The organism is Microbacterium sp. 2RAF4, from assembly GCF_052115285.1.
Lineage (GTDB): Bacteria > Actinomycetota > Actinomycetes > Actinomycetales > Microbacteriaceae > Microbacterium > Microbacterium oxydans.
Genome location: NZ_JBFRGI010000004.1, coordinates 189,803 through 210,559, shown reverse-complemented (window position 1 = coordinate 210,559; position 20,757 = coordinate 189,803). Strand labels below are relative to the sequence as shown.

The window sequence follows — 20,757 nt, the reverse complement described above, 5'->3', positions numbered from 1 at the left end:
CTGGCAGAGTCATCGCAGGTCTCGAGCGGCACCGCCGAGTCCGCCCCCGGGTGTGGGGACCCGCACCTCTCCCCTGACGGCAAGCCCCCCGTGTCGTCAGGGGAGAGTCGTTGCGGGGATCGCCCGAACCGTCAGGCGCCGAGGCGCTTGAGGGCCGATGCGACCACGTGCTTCGCGGACGCCGCCGCGCGTCCGACGACCTCGGCCGCGTGGGCGGCGCTGTCCGGAAGCGAGGCACCCGGGTACTCGACGTCGGGCGCTCCGTCGCCGAAGGCGTCCATCAGGAACGGGACCAGCCAGTCGTCGACGGCCTCGAGCGGCTCGACCGCGAGGCTGTAGAAGCGACGCTGTCCGTCTTCACGCACGGTGACGAGTTCGGCATCGCGGAGCACCTTGAGGTGCTTCGACACAGTGGGCTGGCTGATACCCAGATCGGCGACGATCTGGCTGACGCTGGTGCCGGCCTCTCCTTCGGTCGTGCGCCGCAGCAGGAGCTGGAGGATGTCTCGCCTCGTACCGTCTGCGATCACGTCGAAGATGTCCGTCATGAGTTCAGGGTAGTCGTCCCCGGCACGGAGTACCATGACGAAGGCTCGGCGACAGGCGCCGTGCCGCCGCCCGAGGCAGGGCGTGCGATGACACACAGGGGGCAGCGATGTCGGGCATCGTTTCGGCGTCGTCCCCGCGCGAGAGCCTGAAGAGCGCGGCCGGCTGGGTCAAGCACCTCGTGACGTCGTCGCCATCGCGCTTCGCGATCGTGATCTTCGCCCTGCTGATCCTGGTCTTCACGGTGCTGCTCTCCCTGCCCATCGCCTCCGCGTCCGGCACGGTCACCCCCCTCAGCGACGCGCTGTTCACCGCCGTCTCCACCATCTGCGTGACGGGACTCGCCACCGTCGACATGGCCAACTACTGGTCGCCGTTCGGACACGTGCTGATCTTCCTCGGCGTGAACATCGGCGCGCTGGGCGTGCTGACCCTCGCATCGCTCATGGGAATGCTGATCTCGAAGCGTCTCGGCCTGCGAGCCAAGCTGATGGCGGCAGGAGACACGAACCCGATGCGCGCCCACGGCGGTGTCGTCAACGAGAGCCAGACCGTGCGACTCGGCGAGGTCGGCCAGCTGCTCACCACAGTCGCCGTCTCGGCGCTGATCATCGAGGCCTCGCTCGCGATCCTCCTCTACCCCGCCCTCGTGATGGCCAAGGTCGACCCGATCGCGGCGCTCTGGGAGGCGCCCTACTTCGCGGCGATGGCGTTCACGAACACCGGATTCGCCCCGAACGACGGGGGCGTCGCGGTCTTCGCCGACGACTACCTGGTGCTCTCGCTCCTGATGGTCGGCGTCTTCCTCGGCAGCATCGGCTTCCCGGTCATCTACACCCTCGCCAAGCATGTCTGGCACGTGAAGCGCTGGTCCCTGCACTCCAAGCTCACCATCGTCACCACCGTCCTGCTCTTCATCCTGGGTGCGGCCGTCTTCGTGATCCTCGAGTTCAACAACCCCAAGACCTTCGGCTCGATGGATGCCACCGACACCACGTTCCAAGCCTTCTTCCTCTCGGCGATGACACGCTCCGGCGGCTTCAACGTGATCGAGATGGACGACCTGAACGGCTCGTCCCTGCTCGCGGCGAGCATGCTCATGTTCGTCGGCGGCGGCTCCGCCTCGACCGCGGGCGGGATCAAGGTGACCACCCTCGCCGTCCTCGCCATCGCCGTCTGGTCCGAGGCCAAGGGACGCCAGTCCGTCGAAGCCTTCGGTCGCCGCATTCCCAGCGACGTGCAGCGCGTCGCGCTCAGCGTCGTCGCCTGGGGAGCGACGATCGTCGCGCTGTCGACCATCGTGATCGCGCAGATCACCAAGGCCGACATCAGTCACGTGCTCTTCGATGTGATCTCCGCGTTCGGCACCGTCGGTCTCTCGACGGGCCTCACCGGGGAGCTGCCGGATTCCGCCTCCTACGTCATGGCCGCGACGATCTTCATGGGCCGCGTTGGTACAGTGACTCTCGCCGCGGCGGTCGCCGCGACATCGCGAACGCAGTACTACTCACTGCCCGTGGAAAGGCCGATCGTTGGTTGAAGTCCTCCGGGGCGACGCTCCCGTCCTCGTCATCGGCCTCGGCCGGTTCGGTGCCGCCTGCGCCGGTGAGCTCGACCGCCTCGACCGCGAGGTGCTCGCGATCGACGACAACCTCGAGCTCGTGCAGAAGTGGTCCGACCGCGTCACGCACACCGTCCAGGCCGATGCGAAGAACATCGACGCCCTGCGCCAGATCGGTGCGCAGGACTTCCAGGTGGCCGTCGTGGCCGTCGGCTCCTCCATCGAGGCATCGGTGCTCATCACGGCCAACCTCGTCGACCTCAAGGTCCCGCAGATCTGGGCCAAGGCGGTCTCGCAGTCGCACGGCAAGATCCTGGCACGCGTCGGCGCCAACCACGTCATCTACCCCGAGCGCGAGGCCGGCGAGCGCGTCGCGCACCTCGTCTCCGGACGCATGCTCGACTTCATCCGCTTCGACGACGACTTCGTGCTCGCCAAGATGTACCCGCCGAAGTTCATCCGCGGCGTCGGCCTGAACGAGTCCGGTGTGCGCTCGAAGTACAAGGTGACCGTCGTGGGCGTGAAGAGCCCGGGCAAGCCGTTCCGCTACGCCGAGGCGAACACCATCGTCACCAACCACGACCTCATCATCGTGTCCGGCACGAACAGCGACATCGAGCGGTTCGCCGGCCTCGACCGCTGACGTCTCCCTCCCCCTTTCGGGCGGCTCCCCCTCGCGGCGGATGCGCGACGCCCGGCAGCCATGGTGGGATGGGGCCATGACCGACCCCACAGCGGCCCCGCCCGTCCTCGCCCTTCGCGGGCTTCGCAAGCAGTTCGGGCAGAAGGTCGCCGTCGACGATCTGTCCCTCGACGTGCCGCCCGGATCCATGCTGGGCCTGCTCGGGCCGAACGGCGCAGGCAAGACCACGACGCTCGCGATGGCCACCGGACTGCTCCGCCCCGATGCCGGCACGGCGTGGGTGCTGGGCGCCGACGTGTGGCAGAACCCCGCCGAGGCGAAAGCTCGCATGGGTGTGCTCCCCGACGGCATCCGCATGCTCGATCGTCTCAGCGGAGCAGAGCTGCTGCGATACACCGGACTGCTGCGCGGCATGGCAGAGGCCGACGTCGTCTCGCGGACGGGTGACCTGCTCGAGGCGCTGGGGCTCGCCGAGGCGCGAGACACCCTCGTCGTGGACTACTCCGCCGGCATGCGCAAGAAGATCGGGCTCGCCTGCGCGCTGATCCACGCCCCCCGACTGCTCATCCTCGACGAGCCGCTGGAGGCCGTCGATCCGGTCTCGGGCGAGACGATCCGCCAGATCCTGCGCTCGTTCGTCGACGGCGGCGGCACCGTGGTGCTGTCGAGCCACGTGATGGAGCTCGTCGAGTCGATGTGCGACCGGGTGGCCATCGTCGCCGAGGGACGCCTGCTCGCACACGGTCAGCTCGACGAGGTGCGAGCCGGCCTCTCGCTTCAGCAGCGGTTCCTCACGCTCGTCGGGGCGCACGATCTCGGGACGGAGACGCTCGCATGGTTGCGCTCCTCGTAAGCCTGCGCTGGCGGCAGCTGCGGCACCAGCTGTCGCGGAATCCCTGGATGATCGTCACCCTGATCATCACGGGGATGATCGCCCTCGGACTCCTCGCCGGACTCGCTGCGGGCCTCGTCGCTCTGCGCTTCGCCGCACCGGAGGGCGCTGTCACCGCCATCGTGCTCACCGGGTCCGTGCTCGTCCTCGGATGGTGGATCGGCTCCATCCTCGTGAGCGCCGACGATTCCCTCGCCCCCGAGCGCTTCGCCCTGCTGCCGGTGACCGCCCCCTCCCTGTTGCCGGGGTTCGTCGTCGCCGGAGCCACGACCATCGGCGGCATCGGGACCACGGTCGCCCTGCTGCTGATGCTCCTCGGCTGGTCGGTGAGTCTTCCCGCATTGCTGACCGCGCTGATCATGATCCCCGTGGCCGTCGTGACCTGCGTGCTGGGTGCCCGTGTGGTGAGCGGACTACTCGCCGGATGGCTGGCCCGACGCAGCACCCGCGACCTGGTGCTGACTCTCGGCGTGCTGCTCGCCGCGTCGTCCGGCCTCATCCTCAACCTCGGGATCGGTGCGCTCACCACCGTGACGGACGTCGGGGGTGCCTTCGCCTCGGCCGCCGACATCGCCGCCTGGACGCCCTTCGGCGCCGTGTTCGGGGTGTCGGCATCGGCGGCGCAGGGCGACGTCCTCACCGCGACGCTGCGATTGCTGATCGCCCTCGCGACGGTCGTGGTCCTGTGGTGGGCGTCTCAGCGGCTGCTCGCCGCCCGGCTCGTCTCCCCCATCCAGAGCAGCGGCGGTGGGCGGGTCCGCTCCGGCGGTCTGCTCGATCGCGTGCTGCCGGCCAACCCGATGGGTGCGATCGCCGCACGATCTCTGCACTACTACCGCCGCGACCCGCGGCAGCTCGTCAACATCGTGATGCTCCTGCTGCTGCCGGCGATCTTCATCGGCATCGCGCTCATGAACGGCCTGCAAGAGGAGGCCGTCGGTTTCGCCCCCGCGATCACACTGATTCCGGCGATCAACGCCCTCCTCGCCGGGACGATCGTGCAGATGTCGATCGCCTATGACAACGATGCCGTCGCGGCGCACATCCTCACGGGTGTGTCCGGGGCGGCGGACCGTGCCGGGCGCCTGCTCGGCTTCGGGATGATCGCGGTGCCGGTGACGCTCGCCCTGTGCGTTGCGACCTGCCTCCTCGCCGGACGGCCCGACCTGCTCCCCGGCAGCATCGGCGCGTCTCTCGGTCTCACGGCGATCGCTGCCGGAGCCGGCGCCTGGGTGGGGAGCTTCCTTCCGGGCCGTGCGCCCGCCCCGGAGGCCAATCCCTTCGGGCGCGGATCCTCCGGCGGGGTGCAGTCGCTGCTCGCGATGATCATCATCGGACCCATCACGCTCCTCCTCGGAGCACCCGCATTCGGGTTCGCCATCGCGGCGATCTGGAGTCCCACGCTCGGCTGGATCAGCCTCGCATGCGGACTCGCGTTCGGCGGCCTGGCACTCTGGGGAGGAACCGTGCTGGGCGGGAAGATCCTGGATCGCCGCTGGCCCGAGGTGCTTGCCGACGTGTCCAGCGAGAGCTGAGCGCGGGCAGGCAGCACGCGACACGCAGACCCTGGGCGTCAGGCCTCCCGCGAGATCGGGCCTGACAGGTCAGGCATCGATGTCGAGGACGACCTCGATCACGTCGTCCACCCCGAGGCCCTCGCTGTCCTGCAGCGTCTTCTTGATCGGCACGATGTAGCCGCCGTCCTTCGGCCACAGCGCCGTGGTCACCGTGGTGGCGCCTACGGAAACCGTGGCCGGGATCATGCCCCAGCCATAGGTCACGACAGAGGCGATCTCGTGGATCATCTCGCTCTCGGCAGGCGGCACGGTGACGAAGTGGAAAGGCGCGGGCCCGCGCCAGTACCAGATGGGTCCCTCGATCCGCAGCCGCATGGCTCAGGCTCCGGCGGCGAGCTCCTTGGCACGCGCGAGTGCGGCGTCCGCAGCCTCCGCGAAGGTGTGATCGAGGTGTGCTTCCTGCAACACGGCGACCGCCCGCTCCGTCGTGCCCTTCGGACTCGTGACCCGACGGCGCAGCTCTGCAGGAGCCTCGCCGGAGGCGTCGAGCAGGGCCGTCGCCCCGATGAACGTCTGCTCGACCATGAGCCGGGCATCCGCATCGGTGAAGCCCATGCCGACGGCGGCCTTGGTGAGCTCCTCGATCAGCAGGTACACATAGGCCGGTCCCGATCCCGAGATCGTGGACAGCGCGTCGATCTGCGACTCGGGAACCTCGACGACGGCGCCGACGGTCTCGAACAGACGACGGACGAGGGCGACGTCTTCGGCGGGAACCGCGGCACCGGCGGCGAGTCCTGTGACTCCCTTGCGCACCGTCGACGGCGTGTTCGGCATCGAGCGGATCACCCTCGCCTCCGAACCCAGCACATCGGCGAAGGTCTGCAGCGTGACCCCTGCGGCGACGCTGACCACGATCGCATCAGCGGCGAGGTGCGGAGCGATCTGGCGGAGCAGGTCCGGCACCATCGCCGGCTTCACGCCGACGAGCACGATCCGCGCACCGGAAGCCGCCTCGACGTTGCCCTCCGGCCGATCGGCGAGCGCGATGCTGGTGACCCCGTCGAGGCCGGCGAAGGCCTCTGCCTTCTCCGCCGTGCGGTTCGTCGCGGTGATCCCGCCATCGATGCGGACGCCCGAGGCGACCACTCCGCGGAGGATCGCACCGCCCATCGAGCCGGCACCGAGGAAAGCGAGCGAAGGAAGCGAGTCAGCCATGTCGTCATCCTACGGCGGGCACTCCGACATCCTCGGGCGGGCGGTTCTAGACTCGTCCCATGAGTGCATCCGGAGGCAACAAGGCCATCGTCGCGGCGTTCCTGGCGAACATGGGAATCGCCCTCGCGAAGTTCATCGCCTGGGCACTCTCCGGCTCCGCCTCGATGCTCGCCGAGGCCATCCACTCCGTCGCGGACTCCGGCAACCAGCTGCTCCTGATGCTGGGCGGACGCAAGGCTCGGCGCGAGGCCGACCGTGCACACCCGTTCGGGTACGGCCGCGAGCGCTACGTCTATGCGTTCGTCGTGTCGATCATCCTGTTCTCGGTCGGTGGTCTCTTCGCGATCTACGAGGGCGTCGAGAAGCTCACGAATCCGCATGAGCTCGACAAGACGTGGTGGTGGCTCCCGCTCGTGGTGCTCGTCATCGCGATCGGACTCGAGTCGTTCTCCTTGCGCACAGCTGTGCGGGAGAGCAACCTCGTGCGGGAGAAGGGGCAGTCGTGGGTGTCGTTCGTTCGCCGCTCCAAGGCACCCGAGCTCCCCGTCGTGCTGCTGGAGGACGTGGGCGCCTTGACCGGCCTCACGTTCGCCCTGCTCGGCGTCGGCCTCACGCTGCTCACCGGCAATCCGATGTTCGACGCGCTCGGCACCGTCATGATCGGCGTGCTGCTGGTGCTGATCGCGATCGTGCTGGGTGTCGAGACGAAGAGTCTCCTGGTCGGCGAAGGCGCCACCCAGGCCGACTACGACCGCATCGTGGATGCGATCAACGCGGGCGACGAGATCGAGAAGATCATCCACATGAAGACCCTCTACCTCGGCCCGGACGAGCTGATGGTGGCGGCGAAGATCGCCCTCAATGCGGATAAGCCGCTGCGGGAGGCCGCTGACGACATCGACGCGATCGAGGCTCGGATCAGGGAGGCTGTGCCGGTCGCGCGGGTCGTCTACATCGAGCCCGACGTCTATCGCCCTGCGATCGACCCGGAGCCCTCGACCGACGTCTTCGTGCTGAAGTCGTCGGACTGACCGGGGACCGCGTTCAGCGCCGCTGCTCGAAGAACGAACGCAGCAGCGCGGTCGCGGCCTCAGCCTCGACGCCACCGACCACCTCGGCACGATAGGGCAGCCGTCGATCGCGCAGCACGTCGTACATGGATCCGGCAGCACCCGCCTTGTCGTCCCACGCTCCGAACACCACACGACCGATGCGCGCCTGCAGGGCGGCGCCGGCGCACATGATGCAGGGTTCGAGGGTCACCACGAGTGTGTGCTGCTCGAGGTTCCAGGACCCGACCGCCGCCGCCGCGCGCCGGAGCGCCTCGACCTCGGCGTGCCCCGTCGGGTCGTGGGTCTCCTCGCGAGTGTTGCGTCCCTCCGCGATGATCCGGCCTTCGGGATCGAGGACCACCGCTCCGACGGGGATCTCGGATGCCGTGGCCGCTTCGGTGGCGAGCTCGAGAGCACGAGTCATCGCGCGTCGGTCGGCTGCGGTCATGCGTCGAGCCTACGACAGCCGTCGAGCCCGGTCGGGGTCCCGATGTCGTGCCTGACCGCGTGGCGCATTACCCTGTATTCATGCGTGTTCACGTGGCCGACCACCCTCTCATCACCCACAAGCTCTCGGTGCTGCGCGACGCGCGCACGCCCTCACCGGTGTTCCGGCAGCTCACGGAGGAGCTCGTGACGCTGCTCGCGTACGAGGCGACCCGCAACGTGAAGGTCAGCCCGATCGAGATCACGACTCCGGTGACCACCACGACGGGTGTGAAGATCTCGGAGCCCCGTCCCATCGTGGTGCCGATCCTGCGCGCCGGTCTCGGCATGCTCGAAGGCCTCGTGAAGCTGCTCCCGACGGCTGAGGTCGGCTTCCTCGGCATGGTGCGCGATGAGACCACCTTCGAGCCGACGACCTACGCCGAGCGGCTGCCTGACGACCTGAGCGACCGCCAGTGCTTCGCGATCGACCCCATGCTGGCAACCGGTGGTTCGCTCGCCGCGGCGATCCAGTTCCTCTTCGACCGAGGCGCCAAGGATGTCACGGCCATCTGCCTGCTCGGCACACCTGAAGGCGTCGCCGCGATCGAGGCCATGGCCGGCGAGCGCGACGTGACCCTCGTGCTCGGCGCCCTCGACGAACGTCTCGACGAGAAGGGCTACATCGTGCCAGGCCTCGGCGACGCGGGCGACCGGCTCTACGGCACGGTCTGATTCCCGACGGCGCTCGCCCTCATCGGTGCGTCTTCCGCCTCAGAACGTGAGGCGGTAGGCGCGCTCATCTCCGTGGTGCGTGAAACCCGCGCGGGCGAGGATGGGTGCTGACGTCGACACGCGCCCTTTCACCAGGGCCGTCTTCGCTCCCCATTCCGCACTCCGCCGCAGTCTCTCGGCGAGCACCGCGCGGTAGGCGCCGCGACCGCGGTAGTCCTCGAGTGTGGATGCGCCCCAGAGCCGCACGAACCCGTCGTCGATCGTGCATCCTCCGGTGCTGACGGCGCGTCCGTCGATGCGCGCGAGCACGCGGAACCCGCTCTGCGCCTCGAGCGCCGCGGACACCTCGTCGAGTTCGGCTCGGAGACCCTCATCATCGAGAGGCTGCTGGTGCCACACGGGCACATTGACGCCGTCGAGGTCGCGTACCTGATCGAGGGTGCGCACGATCTCCGTGGACACGTCGGACGGCACCTCGACCTCCACTTCGTCGACGGGTCGTGCGAACACTGCCACCGTGTCGATGTGCTCTGCACCGCGCCGCCGTAGCTCGTCCTCGAGGTCGGGCCGGTCGGAAGGATTCGTCCAGAACGTGAACTGCGAGGCACCCCAAGCCCTGGTCCGCGCCAGTGCGCCATCCACCACGTCGACGGCCGACAGCGAGGAGTCGACCTGCGAACCCCGCACTCCCCCGCCGAACCGCGCCGGATCCCTTACGAGGAGCAGATCCTCGCGCTCGTGCTCGCTGTCGCGGGGGAACCACACCCACGCTGCCGCGGCGCGCAGAATCTGATTGGTGGTGTGGACGATCACTCGGCCGCTCCGACGAGGCGGGCGAACGCGCTGAGCCTGGCGACGCCCTCCGGCGTGTACGGCAGATCGTCGAGCAGCGCGGGCGAGTGGATCAGATAGGCGACGACCTGTGCCCGGGAGATCGCGACGTTGAGGCGATTCTGGAGCAGCAGGAACTCCGGACCGCGCGGCGCATCCCGACCGCTCGACGCCGCGAGCGAGGTGATGGAGACCACCGCCTCCTTGCCCTGGAAGTTGTCGACCGTGCCGACCGGGACATCGGGGAAGCCGGCGTCGGCGAGCGCGTCGAGCACCAGCTGACGCTGCGCGTTGTACGGCGTGACCACGATGATGTCGGACTGCGTGAGCGGTCGCGTCGACGCCTCGGGGTCGTTGTCGGTGAAGACCCGGCCGACGAGATCGGCGACCAGCCGGACGACCTCTGCCGCCTCCTGGGGCGACTGCGTCGCGTTCCCCCGGTGGCGCAGCGGGACGATATGGAGACCCGCGTCGACACCCTCGAGCGACCGGAGTTCGGTTCCGGGTGCCGAGGCGAGTTGCCCGGCATAGGCGAGCTTCGACACCGGAGCAGCCACGAACGGGTGCATCCGCCACGATCGAGCGAGGAAGTAGCCGTACTCGGGCCGCACGACCGGATCGCCGTCCATCACCCAGCCGAGAGCGGACGTGTCCACCGGCTCGGGGTGGGCGCCCTGACTCACCTGCGGGAGCTGCTGCGGGTCGCCGAGGAGCAGCAACCGCTTCGCTCCGGCCGCGACCGCGATCGTCGAGGCGAGCGAGAACTGCCCCGCCTCGTCGATCACGAGGAGGTCGAGCCCCGCCCGTTCGACGCGCTGGGTGTTGCTGAAGTCCCAGGCCGTACCGCCCACGACCGCACCCTCGTCGGAGTGCTCGGCGAGGAACGAGGCCATGCCGTTCTTCGGGATCACGGTGTATGACGGGTCCGCGTCGGGATCCTTCGGCGCCTTCGCCACCTGGGCGGGCGAGACACCGTCGGCGACGATCCGCTCGAGAAGCGTCTCGATGATGGCGTGCGACTGCGCCACGACACCGACCTTGAAGCCGTGCTCGTTGACCAGACGCGCGATCACGCGCGACCCCGTGTAGGTCTTCCCCGTCCCCGGAGGGCCCTGCACGGCGAGGTAGCTGCGATCGAGGTCGAGCACTCCGCGCACGATCGCATCGATCGTGTCATCACCTGCTTCCGGGAGCGCGCCACCCGAGAAGGTGCGCGGAGGCAACCGGCGCAGGATGTCGGTGGCCGCGTCCTGTGGGAAGCCCGGCGAGGCCAGGTGCACGGCGTCGGCCCACTCATCGATCGCGCCCTGCAGCGACACCACCCGAGGTGGCGCTGCGGGAGTGAGCGCGACCGGCAACTCGTCCCAGGTCTGTCCCTGGACAGCCGCTTCGGTGACGAGGTAGCCGTCGTCGAGCACCTCCGCGATCGTGACCGTGTGCGGTACGTGGACGGCGCGTGAGGGCACCTCGGTGTCGAACGGGGCAGGCACCTCGTACAGCGCGAACGGCTGCGCACCGGGGCCGAGCGTCGTGCCGGGTGACACCTCGCCGCGGATCTCGATGTCTCTGGACATCACCCTCCGCCCCTCGGCGATGCTCCACTCCCGGACCACCGATGACGACGGACGGTCGACCCGCACCACATCGCGTGTGCCGTCCCACATCGTGACCGGTTCGCGCAGCCTCTGGAAGTGCGACACCCAGAAGCTCTTCGCTTCACGCGGGAAGTAGTCGATGGCGGCGGCAGCGATGCGGTGCACCTGTCCGTCGCCGCCTGTCTCCACGGCGCGCTCCGCATCGGCGAGGAGCGCGACCGATCGTGGGGACGGCTCGTAGATGACCTCGTCCGCGTCGTCGGGCGGTGCAGGCGTGACGCCCTTCTCCCTCGCGATGTCGATCAGCCAGTTGCGCAGGCGCCGCGTCGAGACGCAGTCATAGCGGTTGTAGTCGGCGAGGTCGGCGAGCACCGCGTCTGCCTCGGACTGCTGTCCCGCCACGGCGAGCTCGCGGGCCGCGACGTACTGCACGATCGAGTCGTCGCCCTTCTGCACGTCGCTCGTCCGGACATCGTCGCCCATGTAGAGCGGTTCGAGCTTCTTGATCGAGTACGAGCGGGAGCCCACCCTGACCGTGCGCAGAACGAGCGGATACAGATCGACGAACACCCCTTCGCGGAGCAGCCGATCGATTTCGCCCTCGCGCACTCCGTGCCGCGCGGCCATCGCCACGAGATGGGAGGTCTCGTACGGGGCGTAGTGGTAGATGTGCATTCCCGGATGCGCCGCCCTGCGGGCATTCACGAAGTCGAGGAACGTCTCGAGCGCCCGCTTCTCTTCGGCGAACGTGTGCGCCCACAACGCGGAGTACTGGTCCGCATTGTCCACCCAGCCGAAGAGGTAGTCGATCCCCCAGTGCGCCTCGCCGTCGGGAGCAGGCTCGGTGTACAGCGGGTCGCCCTCGAAGTCGAAGAAGATGTCGCCGTGGCTCGGGAGCGGGAGCGTGTGGATCGCCTGCGCGTAGTGCACGTCGAAGGTCGGCACACCCTCGGCGTCGGCCCGCAGCTGCAGACGGGCCTGGGCGCGGAGCGTCTCGAACGTATCCGCATTCATCCCCGTCGGCGCCTCGTTCGCGGCGGCCAGCGCGTCGATCGTCTCGATACCTGCAGCTCTGAGCCGAGCGCGCTGCACCGGACGCATCCGCGCCACCATCAGCAGGTCCCGGTGGGCGAGCACCTGCTCCTCGCAGGTCGCGCAGCGCCCGCAGGCGACCACCTGGAGGTCACCGCGGTCGTCTCCCCACGCCAGAGGAGCGCCAGCGGAACCGTCGGTGATCCGTCGATCCGCGATGAGGGCTCGCAGTCTTGCCCTGCGCACCTGGAACAACGGGAGCAGATCGTCGACGGCGTGCGTGCTGAGCGTGCCGTCCCCGAGGATGAGATCTACCTCGTCGGAACGGGGGATCCGCAGGCGGTCGAGCTGGTCGACATATGCCGCAAGCTGCATGAGCGCGGTGACGCGGGCTTTGCGGGCGAGCTTCGAGTCCTGCACCCGCCAGCGCCCGTCGTCGTCTTTGCGCAGGAAGTCGGCGAATCCGACGAACTCGTCCGTCGCGAAAGCCGCCTGGAACACGACGAGCGCGTCCGAGCGCAGTGCCGCCACCGTCTCGTGGACTGCCGCGGCGAGCGCTTCCGCGTCGACCGAGGACACCTTCTCGATGCGGTGCACGTTCTCGTCACCGAGGTCAGAGATGTACCGCTCGAGCACGTTCTGCTCGTGCACGTCGCCGAGCTCGGCCGCGCGCTTCAGAGTCGCATCCTCCGGCTCTTCGACGGCGGGGACGCGCCCCAGCTTCGCGTCGATCGCCCGGGCCCATGCGAACTCGCACTCGGCGGCCGCCTTGAGGTCGCTCGCGCTCCAGATGACGCGTTGCGCCTGAGTGTCGATCCGCACGATGCTCCCGTTCTGTCGGATGCTTCGACACTATCCGCGGCATCCGACACGGGCGAAAGCGAGCGGCTCCTCGACCCGTGGGCTCAGTGCCACCAGGTGTCGTCGGGCGTCACCGGGAGGTGCCGTTTGTGCTGCGTCGCGAGATACCTGGCCTCGATGCGACCGGCGACCTCCGGATCGACCTCACGCCCCTCGAGGAAGTCGTCGATCTGCTCGTACGTGAGGCCGAGTTCGTCCTCGTCCGCGCGTCCCGGCTGACCGTCCAGCAGATCGGCCGTCGGCACCTTGAAGGCGAGTCGGTCCGGAGCGTCGAGGAACTGCAGCAGCGAGCGTCCCTGCCGCTTGCTGAGCCCGGACAACGGGAGGATGTCGGCAGCGCCGTCACCGAACTTCGTGTAGAAGCCGGTCACCGCCTCCGCCGCGTGGTCGGTGCCGATCACCAGCAGACCGTCGTGCCCGGCGAGCGCATACTGCGTGACCATGCGGACGCGAGCCTTGATGTTGCCGCGGTTGAAGTCGCTGATGTCGCTCGTGACCGCGAACTCGATGTCCTCCTCCACTCCGTCGACACCGTTCTGGATGTTGACCTCGACGGAGGAGTCGGGCGCGATGAAGGCCAGCGCGGCTTCCGCGTCTTCGGCATCGTGCTGAACCCGATAGGGCAGACGCACCGCGAGGAACTTCGCCTCGCCGCCCTCGGCGCGCACACGCTCCACCGCGAGCTGTGCCAGACGGCCGGCCAAGGTGGAGTCCTGCCCGCCCGAGATCCCGAGCACGAACCCCTTCGCTCCGGTGGCACGCAGGTAGTCCGCGAGGAAGCCGATCCGACGATCGGTCTCGGCCTCGGGATCGATCTCGGGCCTGACGCCGAGGTCTTCAGAGATCTGCTTCTGCAACGACATGTCATCCTCCGTCTTGTCCTCGACCAGTATCGCCCCTGCGTGTTACGTCCGGGTGACGCCGCGGCGTTCGCATGCTCCTGCCAGCGAAGGCCTGAGAGAATGGAGCGGTGAAGCTCCTCGTCGCTGCCCTCGATTCCGAACTGTCCGCATTCCCGGAGGAGCTCGACGGCTTCGACCGTCTCGTTACCGGCGCCGGCAAGCTGCCGGCCACGTACGGCCTGACCCGAGCACTCGATGCCAAGGTCTATGACGAGATCGTGGTCGTCGGAACAGCCGGAGCCATCGAGCCCGGCCTCGAGGCGACCGTCCACGAGGTCGGCAGCGCTTTCCAGCACGACGTCACCGATCTCGACGGCGTTCGCGGGCAGCACGTCTCACTGCCTGCGCGCGTCTCCACCGGACGCGACGGCGTGTTGATCGCGACCGGTGACCACTTCGTCGAGGACGCCGAGGTCACCGCCGTGATCCGCCCCTTCGGTGCTGCACTGGTCGATATGGAGACCTACGCCTTCATCTGGGTCGCCGAGCAGTTCGGTGTTCCGATCCGCGTGTTGCGGGCGGTGTCCGACCAGGCGGAAGACGGCGCGCTGACGGACTGGCGCGACGCCGTCGCCCGCTGCAGCGTGCAGCTGCGCGACGTCATCCGCAGCGAGTACGGCGTCTGACGCACGACAGGCGGATCGCGCTGGCCCGCGTCAGCGGGCGTCGATGATGCTGGGGCCGTTGGGCAACGCTCGCACCGTGAGCTGAGCGGGGATCTGCTCCTGCATGGCCTCGACATGGCTGATCACGCCGACGGTTCTGCCGCCCTGACGCAACTCATCGAGTGTGCGCATGGCCACGTCGAGAGTGTCACCGTCGAGGGAGCCGAAGCCCTCGTCGATGAAAAGCGTGTCCAAGCGGATGCCGCCCGCGCGTGCCGTCACGACCTCGGCCAATCCCAGCGCCAACGCGAGTGACGTGAGGAAGGTCTCACCTCCCGACAACGACTGCGGTGGTCGGGTCTGGCCGGTGAACGCGTCGAACACCACGATGCCGAGTCCGGAAGCCGCACCGCGGGCCGCGAGCGCGTCGGAGTGCCGCAGCTGATACCGCCCGGTGGACATCTCGTGCAGCCGACGGTTGGCCGCCTCGACGATCTCCTCGAGCTCTGCCGCGAGGACGAACGTCTCCAAAGTCATCTTGCGGGTGTTGACGCCCCTGCCCGCGATCGTGTCCGCGAGGTTCTGCAGCACCTCGAACTCCGCGGCCTCGTCGGCGCTGCGAGCCTGCTCGATCGCGGCAGAATCGATCAGCCCGCCGAGCCGTTCCGCGGTGCTGGCGGCCCTGGCTGCCTCGTCGACCGCCGTGGTCCAGAGGCTGCGAGCTTCCGCTGATGCTCGTTCGGCCGGTGCCAGGTCGATGGGCTCTTCCGGCAGGGTGCGCAGTTCGAGGTCGAACAGCACGGCCCGCTCCTTCTCCCGTTGCACCGCGTGCTGCGTGATCCGCGCGTCCAGCGCTTCCTGGACTGAGAGCGGGCGCAGCGCCTCTTCCGCTGCTGCCTCGTCAGCGAACTCGGAGTCTGCGAGACCGGCGTCGCGCTGCACCTGGGCGCCGACGAGGGCCTCGGCCCTGCGCACGCGCTCGGAGATCGCCTGGCTCAGCGCACGCGCAGCCGCGACCTTGGTCTCGTTCTCCGCCAGCCGTTCGGCGACCGTGTGGAATGCACCCCGCGCTGCGGCGATCAGCTCCTGTGCCTCCGTGCGACGTTGACGCAGGAGGGCATGCTGTTCGCGCGCCTCCGCCAAAGCCCTCGCGTCGTCTTCTCGTTCGGTGTCGAGATGCTCGAGCCGCGTCGCGAGGTCCGCGAGCTGCGTGTCGAGCGCGGTCAGCGTCTCGACAGCCGCGCGGCTGTCCGCGAGGGCCGCAGCGGCCTCCTCGTACTCGGTCTCGGCACGTTCGACGTCGCGCCCGTCGGCGCGAGCGGTGGCGGCGGCGAGTTCGGCGCGGAGCGCAGACGATCTGGATGCCAGCTCGCTTTCCCGCCGCGCCGCGGAGTCGCGCGCTTCTTCCGCGACGGCGATGTCCTCCGGCGAGACGGGATCGGCGTGTGTTGCCGGCGCAGGGTGCTCGAGCGCGCCGCAGACCGGACAGGGCTGTTCGTGTCGGAGCGTCGACGCCAGTTCTCCCGCCATGCCGTCCGTGCGGCGCCGGCGCAGCTCCGCCAAGGTGGACTGAGCCGCCGCATGCGATGCCGTCGCCTGCGTGAGCTCGACGTCGACCGAGAGCTCCGCTGTGCGCAGCCTCTCCGCCTCGCGCGCCGCCGCGCGCCGTGCGTCTGCCGCCTCTTGTGCCGCCCGTCTGTCCTCCACCCGGTCTGCGAGGCTCCGCGCCGCTTCGCGCGATGCGTTGAGAGCGGTGACCTCTTCCGGGAGCGCGGCCCGCTTCGCATCGGCGGCCTGGATGCGTGCGGTGGCGACCTCGACTGCCTCCTCGGCGGCGCGCACCTCGGCGTCCAGAGCCGGTGCGCTCTCCTCGAGTTCACGTGCCCGCTGCCAGGCGCCGATCTCCCTGGTGCGCTCCTCCGCCCAGGCCTCGAGGTCGTCGTCGACGGGAAGCCCCATCGCCTGCCCGGTCACGCGGGCGTCCTGCTCCTCCAGGCTTGCGGCCTCGAGCGCTGCAGCCGCTCGCGCAGCGGCGGCGATCATCGGACGAAGCGACTCGGCGGCGCGCGACGCGGCGAGCTCGGCACGGGCGTGCTCGATCGACGGCGCCTCGGCATCGAGGCGTTCGAGGGCGGATCTGGCTCGATCGCGCTCCTGCTGCGCGCGTCGTTCCTCTCGGGCGATGGCGAGTTCGGCGTCGGCAGCGGTCGACCGCTGCTCGGCGTCGGCGCGATCGGAGGCACGACGCTCGGCACGGTAGTCGGCGCGAGCCTTCGCCCGCCGGAGGGCCTCCAGACGCTCGTCGATCGACGCGGGAGCCTGCGACGTCTCCGCCACGGTCTCATCGCCGTCTCCCGACAGCTCGCCGGTGGCCACGAGGTTCTCGGCCTCGTCGATGCGCGCCTCGACGGCGGCGAGACGACTGCCGAGCGCCTGTTCGGTCGCACGGCGACGATCGTCGAACCGCGCCTGCACGTCTTCGAATCGTTGCGTTCCGAACAGCCGCCGCAGCAGCGCCTGGCGATCGCGGCTGCCCGCGAGCAGGAACTCCGAGAACCGGTTCTGTGCGAGCAGGATCACCTGCAGGAACTGCTCCCGACTGAGCTGGAGGATCTCATCGAGCTCGCCGGCGACGTCGACCGCCCGCGCGGCACGGCCGATCCACCCGCTGTCCGTCCACTCGTCGAGCGACACGGCGGCCGCCTGCTTGGTCATGCCACCACCACGCTTGGCCGGGCGCATGTACTCGGGCGAGCGCGTGACGCGGTATCGACCGGCCGGCGTGCTGAATTCGACGAGCACCTCCGAGGGATCGTCCGGCTCGCAGTGATCGCTTCGGAGGCGTTTCTCGCCGCCCTCGTATCGCGGCACCCCGCCGTACAGGCCGAAGCAGACCGCATCGAGGATGCTCGACTTGCCCGCCCCGGTCCGTCCGGCGATCAGGAAGATGCCGTCGTCGGCGAAGGCGTCGAAGTCAACGGTCTGTCGCGACCGGAACGGGCCGAAGCCTTCGACCTCCAGACGATGAAGACGCATCTAGACGAGCGCCTCGGCACGCACCCGCTCGTCGAGCACCGCGCGGATCAGCTCGCTCTCGGCCTCGGTGGGTCCGTGCCCGGCCCGCACGTGCTCGAGGAAGGCATCGATACGGTCGGCATCGGTGACCGCGGTGCGCAGCCGCTGCACATAGGAGCGCTCGTCGACCGCGGCCGTCACCTCCGGCTGGTGCTGCACCATGGCGCAGTACGGGAAGCTCTCGCGAAGACGCCGCATGGGCTCGCGCTGCGGCACCGCATCGGTGTAGACGGCGCAGACCCAGTCATCCGCGTGCTGCGCGACCAACTCGGTGGACAGGATCTCGTCGAGCGGGCCGGTGAGGGTGATGAGCCGCCGAGGCACCGGCAGTTCCATCCACTCCACGCCGGCGAGTCCTTCGGCGTCGATGTCGACGAGCCAAGAACCACGGGGCTTGTGCTGTTCTCCGAAGCTGTAGTGCAGAGGCGCGCCCGCGTAGCGCACGCGGTCGCTGAGCTGCTGGCGTCCGTGGATATGGCCGAGCGCCACGTAGTCGGGTCCGTCGAACACGCTCAGCGGCACGACGTCGAGACCGCCCTGTCGCACCTCGCGCTCGAGCCCGGCGGTCGCGTCGACCCCCGCGGCGAAGCAGTGCGCGATCGCCACCGCTCGGCCTCCGTGCTGGTCCATGCCGGCGCGGACCAGGTCCATCGCATGCGCCATGGTCTGCGCCTGCGTGCGCAACTGACGCCCGGACGCATCGCCCTCGGGCCAGTGCTGACGCACGATGGCCGGTTCGAGGTAGGGGATGCCGTAGAAATGCACCGGTCCGTGGTCATCGGCGATGGTCACCGGCACCCCCACCGCGAGGGGGTCTGTGAGCACGTGGATGCCCTCGCGGAGAAGGCGCGCCTGGAACCCGAGTCGTGCGGCGGAGTCGTGGTTGCCGCTCGTGACGATGACGCGGGCGCCCGTCTCGTGCAGCGCCACCAGCGCATCGCCCAGCAGCGTGTAAGCCGCGCCGGACGGGGTGGCGGAATCGAAGACGTCTCCCGCGACGACGACCACGTCGACCGCATTGTCGCGAACCTGCGCGGTGAGCGCCTCGAGCACCTCGGCGAGAGCGTCCATGGTCGAATTGCCATGGAACGTCCGGCCGATGTGCCAGTCCGAGGTGTGCAGGATCCGCATACTCACACGGTACGAACCCCCTCCGACATTCCGTCCGAGGCGTGCCGTGAGCGGCCAGCACCCGGCGCGGAGGAGGGAGCGGAAGGTCCCCTGACCCACCCTCGCCGCGACGATCGGCACGCGGTGATGCGAGATGCGTTGTGCACCTTCACCTGTGCGGAGTGCGGGGCTGCGCGATGCGAGATCAGGGCTGCCCTCCGCCCGACAGGTGCCGGCTTGCCCCGCCGGCTGAGGGTTGTGCCCGCTTCGTCGTGACTACCGACTCCCGCTCTCCTCCTCGAGATCGTTCGACCAGTTCGCCTGCTGGATCCTGTTGTCGAGCTCACGCAACTCCTGCGCGACGGCGTCGGCGCGCGAGCGCAGCTGTGAGACGGGGAGCGCGGAGACCTGACGCAGCTCCGAACGCATCTGGCGGAGGAACTGGTCGTTGGCCCCCGAAGCGGCGGCTGCCGCATCCGTCAGCACGGAGTGCCGAAGACGGAGCACGTCCCGGGAAGCCAGCGCGTCGGTCATGGTGCCGTCCGCACCCAGATCCAGTCGCGCGTTGGTGGCGTTGATGCGGCGGATGAGGTCACGCAGCTGCGTCAACGCCGCGTCGACCTCGACGATCAGGGCGGCGGCATCCTCCGCCGGTTCCTCGCCCTCCTGGTAGCGGGCGTTCGCGACGATGCGCGCCCGCAGCTGCTCGATCCGGCGCTGCAGGTCGGCGCGTGCGGTGAGGGCCTCGGCGAGTTTCATGACGTCATCCTCGCAGGGGCGCGGCGTAACAGTTCGTCATACGATCGGAGAGTCAGCGAGTACGCAGCAGGCCGGCGCGCTCCGGGTGGGCGGCGAACCAGTCGGCGACGTACCAGCACACGGCATCGACCTTGCGATCGCCGCGCTCCTCGATGTCGGCCACCGCACCCTCGACGACCTTCCCCGCATAGCCGTTCCCGCGGAAAGTCGGGATCGTGAAGGCTCGGGTGAGGGCGATCGTATGGCCGTCGTCGCGGTAGTCGAGCACGCTCACGAGCTTGCCGTCACGCATGAGCGTGTAACGCGAGGCGTCCTTCTCGTCGGTCAGGATGAAGCCGCCGACAGTGTGCGAGATCGTCATTGGAACCACGTTACGCCCGCCAGGGACGCCCGGGCGTTTTGACATGAGGCGTCACGATCGGACATAATCCCCCCATGACTACCAACGCAAGCCCTTCGTCCGCCCAGGAGGCGAACAGGACTGCCGGGATGATGATGCCCGGTCGCGTTGGCATGTGTTGCCGAATGTGTCGCTGAACGAACAGCCACCCCGCCTGACCTGAACCCCTCGCCATCTGCGAGGTCAGTGTCACCGAGCATCCACCCTTTGCTCGATTCCCGGCTCCGCCGGTCATTCATGCAACGCATCAGAGCCCCTTTCGGTCCGGGCTCACGTCCTGAGGACTTCATCATCATGTCGAACACCGCACTTCTCGAGCGTCCCGCCGCCGCAGTCCGCACGCAGCCCGAGACCGCCGCGCCGCTCTCCCCTGCCGGAGCCGACCTCCCCGCCGTGCGCTCGCCCCGTGGCTTCGCCCTCTACGTCGGCCTGGACGAGATCAAGGCCGCAGAAGCCGGAGTCAGCCTGCCCCTGCTCGTCGATGCCCTGCGTCGCACCCTCGCCGAGCTCGCGCCGGGAGCCGAGACCCACGCCACCGTCGCCCTCGCGCCCCACGGTTCAGGAGGGCGCGACCTCGACGTCGTGCGCCTCGCACTGCAGGAGCCGGGCGCGATCGCCCGCACCAAGGCCGCCGCCGAGGAGGAGACCACCGACGAGGAGAGCGGCGTCACGGTCGACATCTCCCGCAAGCGTGTGCTGATCGACGGCGAGTCCGCTGCCTTCACCTACAAGGAGTTCGAGCTGCTGCAGTACCTGGTGCTGCGCGAGGGACGCACGATCGAGCGCAGCGAACTCGTCTCAGCGCTCTGGCAGGCACAGGACGACGAGACGCCGGGCGAGCGCACGATCGACGTGCACGTGCGCCGCCTCCGGGCGAAGCTGGGTCGCTACGAGGACATCGTGCGCACGGTGCGCGGAATCGGCTACCGCTTCGACCGGCACGCCGACGTCGTGATCCGCTACGGTCACGGCACCCCCTCGCCCGACCGCTTCTGAG

At 69.1% G+C, this 20,757-nt stretch carries 19 protein-coding genes; 8 read left to right on the top strand and 11 right to left on the bottom strand.

Going from position 1 to position 20,757, the window contains the following annotated elements:
* Positions 1–131 precede the first annotated feature (131 nt).
* Positions 132–548: an ArsR/SmtB family transcription factor gene (locus AB4070_RS16590; RefSeq protein WP_441981072.1), complete on the bottom strand. Its 417-nt coding sequence runs from the start codon at positions 546–548 to the stop codon at positions 132–134.
* Positions 549–655: 107 nt separating this feature from the next.
* Here AB4070_RS16590 and AB4070_RS16585 point away from each other — a divergent pair, with 107 nt between their 5' ends.
* From AB4070_RS16585 to AB4070_RS16570, 4 genes are all read left to right on the top strand, one after another.
* The gene (locus tag AB4070_RS16585) at positions 656–2,086 is read left to right on the top strand and encodes a TrkH family potassium uptake protein (protein ID WP_058630461.1); all 1,431 of its coding nucleotides are present in this window, start codon (positions 656–658) and stop codon (positions 2,084–2,086) included.
* Complete coding sequence (locus AB4070_RS16580; RefSeq protein ID WP_021198064.1) at positions 2,079–2,750, top strand: potassium channel family protein; 672 nt, start codon at positions 2,079–2,081, stop codon at positions 2,748–2,750. The genes AB4070_RS16585 and AB4070_RS16580 overlap by 8 nt, the downstream gene beginning before the upstream one ends.
* Positions 2,751–2,826: 76 nt before the next feature.
* A complete protein-coding gene (locus AB4070_RS16575; RefSeq protein WP_441981071.1) occupies positions 2,827–3,603 on the top strand; it encodes an ABC transporter ATP-binding protein in 777 nt (258 codons plus the stop codon).
* Entirely contained in the window at positions 3,585–5,177 is a 1,593-nt protein-coding gene (locus tag AB4070_RS16570; protein WP_441981070.1) for a hypothetical protein, read from the top strand. The genes AB4070_RS16575 and AB4070_RS16570 overlap by 19 nt, the downstream gene beginning before the upstream one ends.
* Positions 5,178–5,246: 69 nt before the next feature.
* On the opposite strand, the gene AB4070_RS16565 is transcribed toward AB4070_RS16570, so the two are convergent.
* Both AB4070_RS16565 and proC read right to left on the bottom strand, forming a co-directional pair.
* On the bottom strand, positions 5,247–5,534 hold the full coding sequence (locus AB4070_RS16565; RefSeq protein ID WP_441981069.1) for a DUF1905 domain-containing protein: 288 nt from the start codon (positions 5,532–5,534) through the stop codon (positions 5,247–5,249).
* Between the two features lie 3 nt (positions 5,535–5,537).
* A complete protein-coding gene (gene proC / locus AB4070_RS16560; RefSeq protein WP_441981068.1) occupies positions 5,538–6,377 on the bottom strand; it encodes a pyrroline-5-carboxylate reductase in 840 nt (279 codons plus the stop codon).
* Positions 6,378–6,436: 59 nt separating this feature from the next.
* Here proC and AB4070_RS16555 point away from each other — a divergent pair, with 59 nt between their 5' ends.
* Positions 6,437–7,408 carry a cation diffusion facilitator family transporter gene (locus tag AB4070_RS16555; RefSeq protein WP_441981067.1) on the top strand — a complete coding sequence of 324 codons (972 nt, stop codon included), beginning with the start codon at positions 6,437–6,439 and terminating at the stop codon, positions 7,406–7,408.
* Between the two features lie 13 nt (positions 7,409–7,421).
* On the opposite strand, the gene tadA is transcribed toward AB4070_RS16555, so the two are convergent.
* Positions 7,422–7,877 (bottom strand): tRNA adenosine(34) deaminase TadA, encoded by a 456-nt coding sequence (gene tadA / locus AB4070_RS16550; RefSeq protein WP_441981066.1) that lies wholly within the window; start codon positions 7,875–7,877, stop codon positions 7,422–7,424.
* 80 nt (positions 7,878–7,957) lie between these two features.
* On the opposite strand from tadA, the gene upp reads away from it, so the two are divergent.
* Positions 7,958–8,590, top strand: coding sequence for a uracil phosphoribosyltransferase (gene upp, locus AB4070_RS16545; protein ID WP_441981065.1), 633 nt, complete (start codon positions 7,958–7,960; stop codon positions 8,588–8,590).
* 39 nt (positions 8,591–8,629) lie between these two features.
* On the opposite strand, the gene AB4070_RS16540 is transcribed toward upp, so the two are convergent.
* The 3 genes from AB4070_RS16540 to nadE form a co-directional block, all read right to left on the bottom strand.
* Entirely contained in the window at positions 8,630–9,403 is a 774-nt protein-coding gene (locus AB4070_RS16540) for a GNAT family N-acetyltransferase (RefSeq protein WP_441981064.1), read from the bottom strand.
* Positions 9,400–12,870: a TM0106 family RecB-like putative nuclease gene (locus tag AB4070_RS16535; RefSeq protein WP_441981063.1), complete on the bottom strand. Its 3,471-nt coding sequence runs from the start codon at positions 12,868–12,870 to the stop codon at positions 9,400–9,402. Before AB4070_RS16535 ends, AB4070_RS16540 begins: the two co-directional genes overlap by 4 nt.
* A gap of 83 nt (positions 12,871–12,953) precedes the next feature.
* On the bottom strand, positions 12,954–13,772 hold the full coding sequence (nadE, locus tag AB4070_RS16530; RefSeq protein ID WP_441981062.1) for an ammonia-dependent NAD(+) synthetase: 819 nt from the start codon (positions 13,770–13,772) through the stop codon (positions 12,954–12,956).
* A gap of 107 nt (positions 13,773–13,879) precedes the next feature.
* Between nadE and AB4070_RS16525 the strand changes: the two genes are divergently transcribed.
* Positions 13,880–14,437, top strand: a complete 558-nt coding sequence (locus tag AB4070_RS16525) for a phosphorylase family protein (protein WP_441981061.1) — start codon at positions 13,880–13,882, stop codon at positions 14,435–14,437.
* Between the two features lie 30 nt (positions 14,438–14,467).
* Here the strand turns inward: AB4070_RS16525 and AB4070_RS16520 are convergent, their stop codons facing one another.
* From AB4070_RS16520 to AB4070_RS16505, 4 genes are all read right to left on the bottom strand, one after another.
* Positions 14,468–17,452, bottom strand: a complete 2,985-nt coding sequence (locus AB4070_RS16520) for an AAA family ATPase (protein ID WP_441981060.1) — start codon at positions 17,450–17,452, stop codon at positions 14,468–14,470.
* Complete coding sequence (locus AB4070_RS16515; protein ID WP_441981059.1) at positions 17,453–18,622, bottom strand: exonuclease SbcCD subunit D; 1,170 nt, start codon at positions 18,620–18,622, stop codon at positions 17,453–17,455.
* 255 nt (positions 18,623–18,877) lie between these two features.
* Complete coding sequence (locus AB4070_RS16510; protein ID WP_378875695.1) at positions 18,878–19,360, bottom strand: DIP1984 family protein; 483 nt, start codon at positions 19,358–19,360, stop codon at positions 18,878–18,880.
* A 52-nt stretch (positions 19,361–19,412) separates the two neighbouring features.
* Positions 19,413–19,721 (bottom strand): GNAT family N-acetyltransferase, encoded by a 309-nt coding sequence (locus AB4070_RS16505; protein ID WP_058630449.1) that lies wholly within the window; start codon positions 19,719–19,721, stop codon positions 19,413–19,415.
* A gap of 333 nt (positions 19,722–20,054) precedes the next feature.
* Between AB4070_RS16505 and AB4070_RS16500 the strand changes: the two genes are divergently transcribed.
* Complete coding sequence (locus tag AB4070_RS16500) at positions 20,055–20,756, top strand: winged helix-turn-helix domain-containing protein (RefSeq protein ID WP_441981058.1); 702 nt, start codon at positions 20,055–20,057, stop codon at positions 20,754–20,756.
* Position 20,757: the final 1 nt, after the last annotated feature.

Excerpts from the sequence above, each read along its gene's own strand:
- AB4070_RS16510 (WP_378875695.1), bottom strand. The coding sequence starts at position 19,360 with ATGAAACTCGCCGAGGCCCTCACCGCACGCGCCGACCTGCAGCGCCGG.
- upp (WP_441981065.1), top strand. The coding sequence starts at position 7,958 with ATGCGTGTTCACGTGGCCGACCACCCTCTCATCACCCACAAGCTCTCG.
- AB4070_RS16520 (WP_441981060.1), bottom strand. The coding sequence starts at position 17,452 with ATGCGTCTTCATCGTCTGGAGGTCGAAGGCTTCGGCCCGTTCCGGTCG.
- AB4070_RS16570 (WP_441981070.1), top strand. The coding sequence starts at position 3,585 with ATGGTTGCGCTCCTCGTAAGCCTGCGCTGGCGGCAGCTGCGGCACCAG.
- AB4070_RS16500 (WP_441981058.1), top strand. The coding sequence starts at position 20,055 with ATGTCGAACACCGCACTTCTCGAGCGTCCCGCCGCCGCAGTCCGCACG.
- AB4070_RS16555 (WP_441981067.1), top strand. The coding sequence starts at position 6,437 with ATGAGTGCATCCGGAGGCAACAAGGCCATCGTCGCGGCGTTCCTGGCG.
- AB4070_RS16505 (WP_058630449.1), bottom strand. The coding sequence starts at position 19,721 with ATGACGATCTCGCACACTGTCGGCGGCTTCATCCTGACCGACGAGAAG.
- AB4070_RS16515 (WP_441981059.1), bottom strand. The coding sequence starts at position 18,622 with ATGCGGATCCTGCACACCTCGGACTGGCACATCGGCCGGACGTTCCAT.
- AB4070_RS16575 (WP_441981071.1), top strand. The coding sequence starts at position 2,827 with ATGACCGACCCCACAGCGGCCCCGCCCGTCCTCGCCCTTCGCGGGCTT.
- AB4070_RS16565 (WP_441981069.1), bottom strand. The coding sequence starts at position 5,534 with ATGCGGCTGCGGATCGAGGGACCCATCTGGTACTGGCGCGGGCCCGCG.
- proC (WP_441981068.1), bottom strand. The coding sequence starts at position 6,377 with ATGGCTGACTCGCTTCCTTCGCTCGCTTTCCTCGGTGCCGGCTCGATG.
- nadE (WP_441981062.1), bottom strand. The coding sequence starts at position 13,772 with ATGTCGTTGCAGAAGCAGATCTCTGAAGACCTCGGCGTCAGGCCCGAG.
- AB4070_RS16590 (WP_441981072.1), bottom strand. The coding sequence starts at position 548 with ATGACGGACATCTTCGACGTGATCGCAGACGGTACGAGGCGAGACATC.
- AB4070_RS16585 (WP_058630461.1), top strand. The coding sequence starts at position 656 with ATGTCGGGCATCGTTTCGGCGTCGTCCCCGCGCGAGAGCCTGAAGAGC.
- tadA (WP_441981066.1), bottom strand. The coding sequence starts at position 7,877 with ATGACCGCAGCCGACCGACGCGCGATGACTCGTGCTCTCGAGCTCGCC.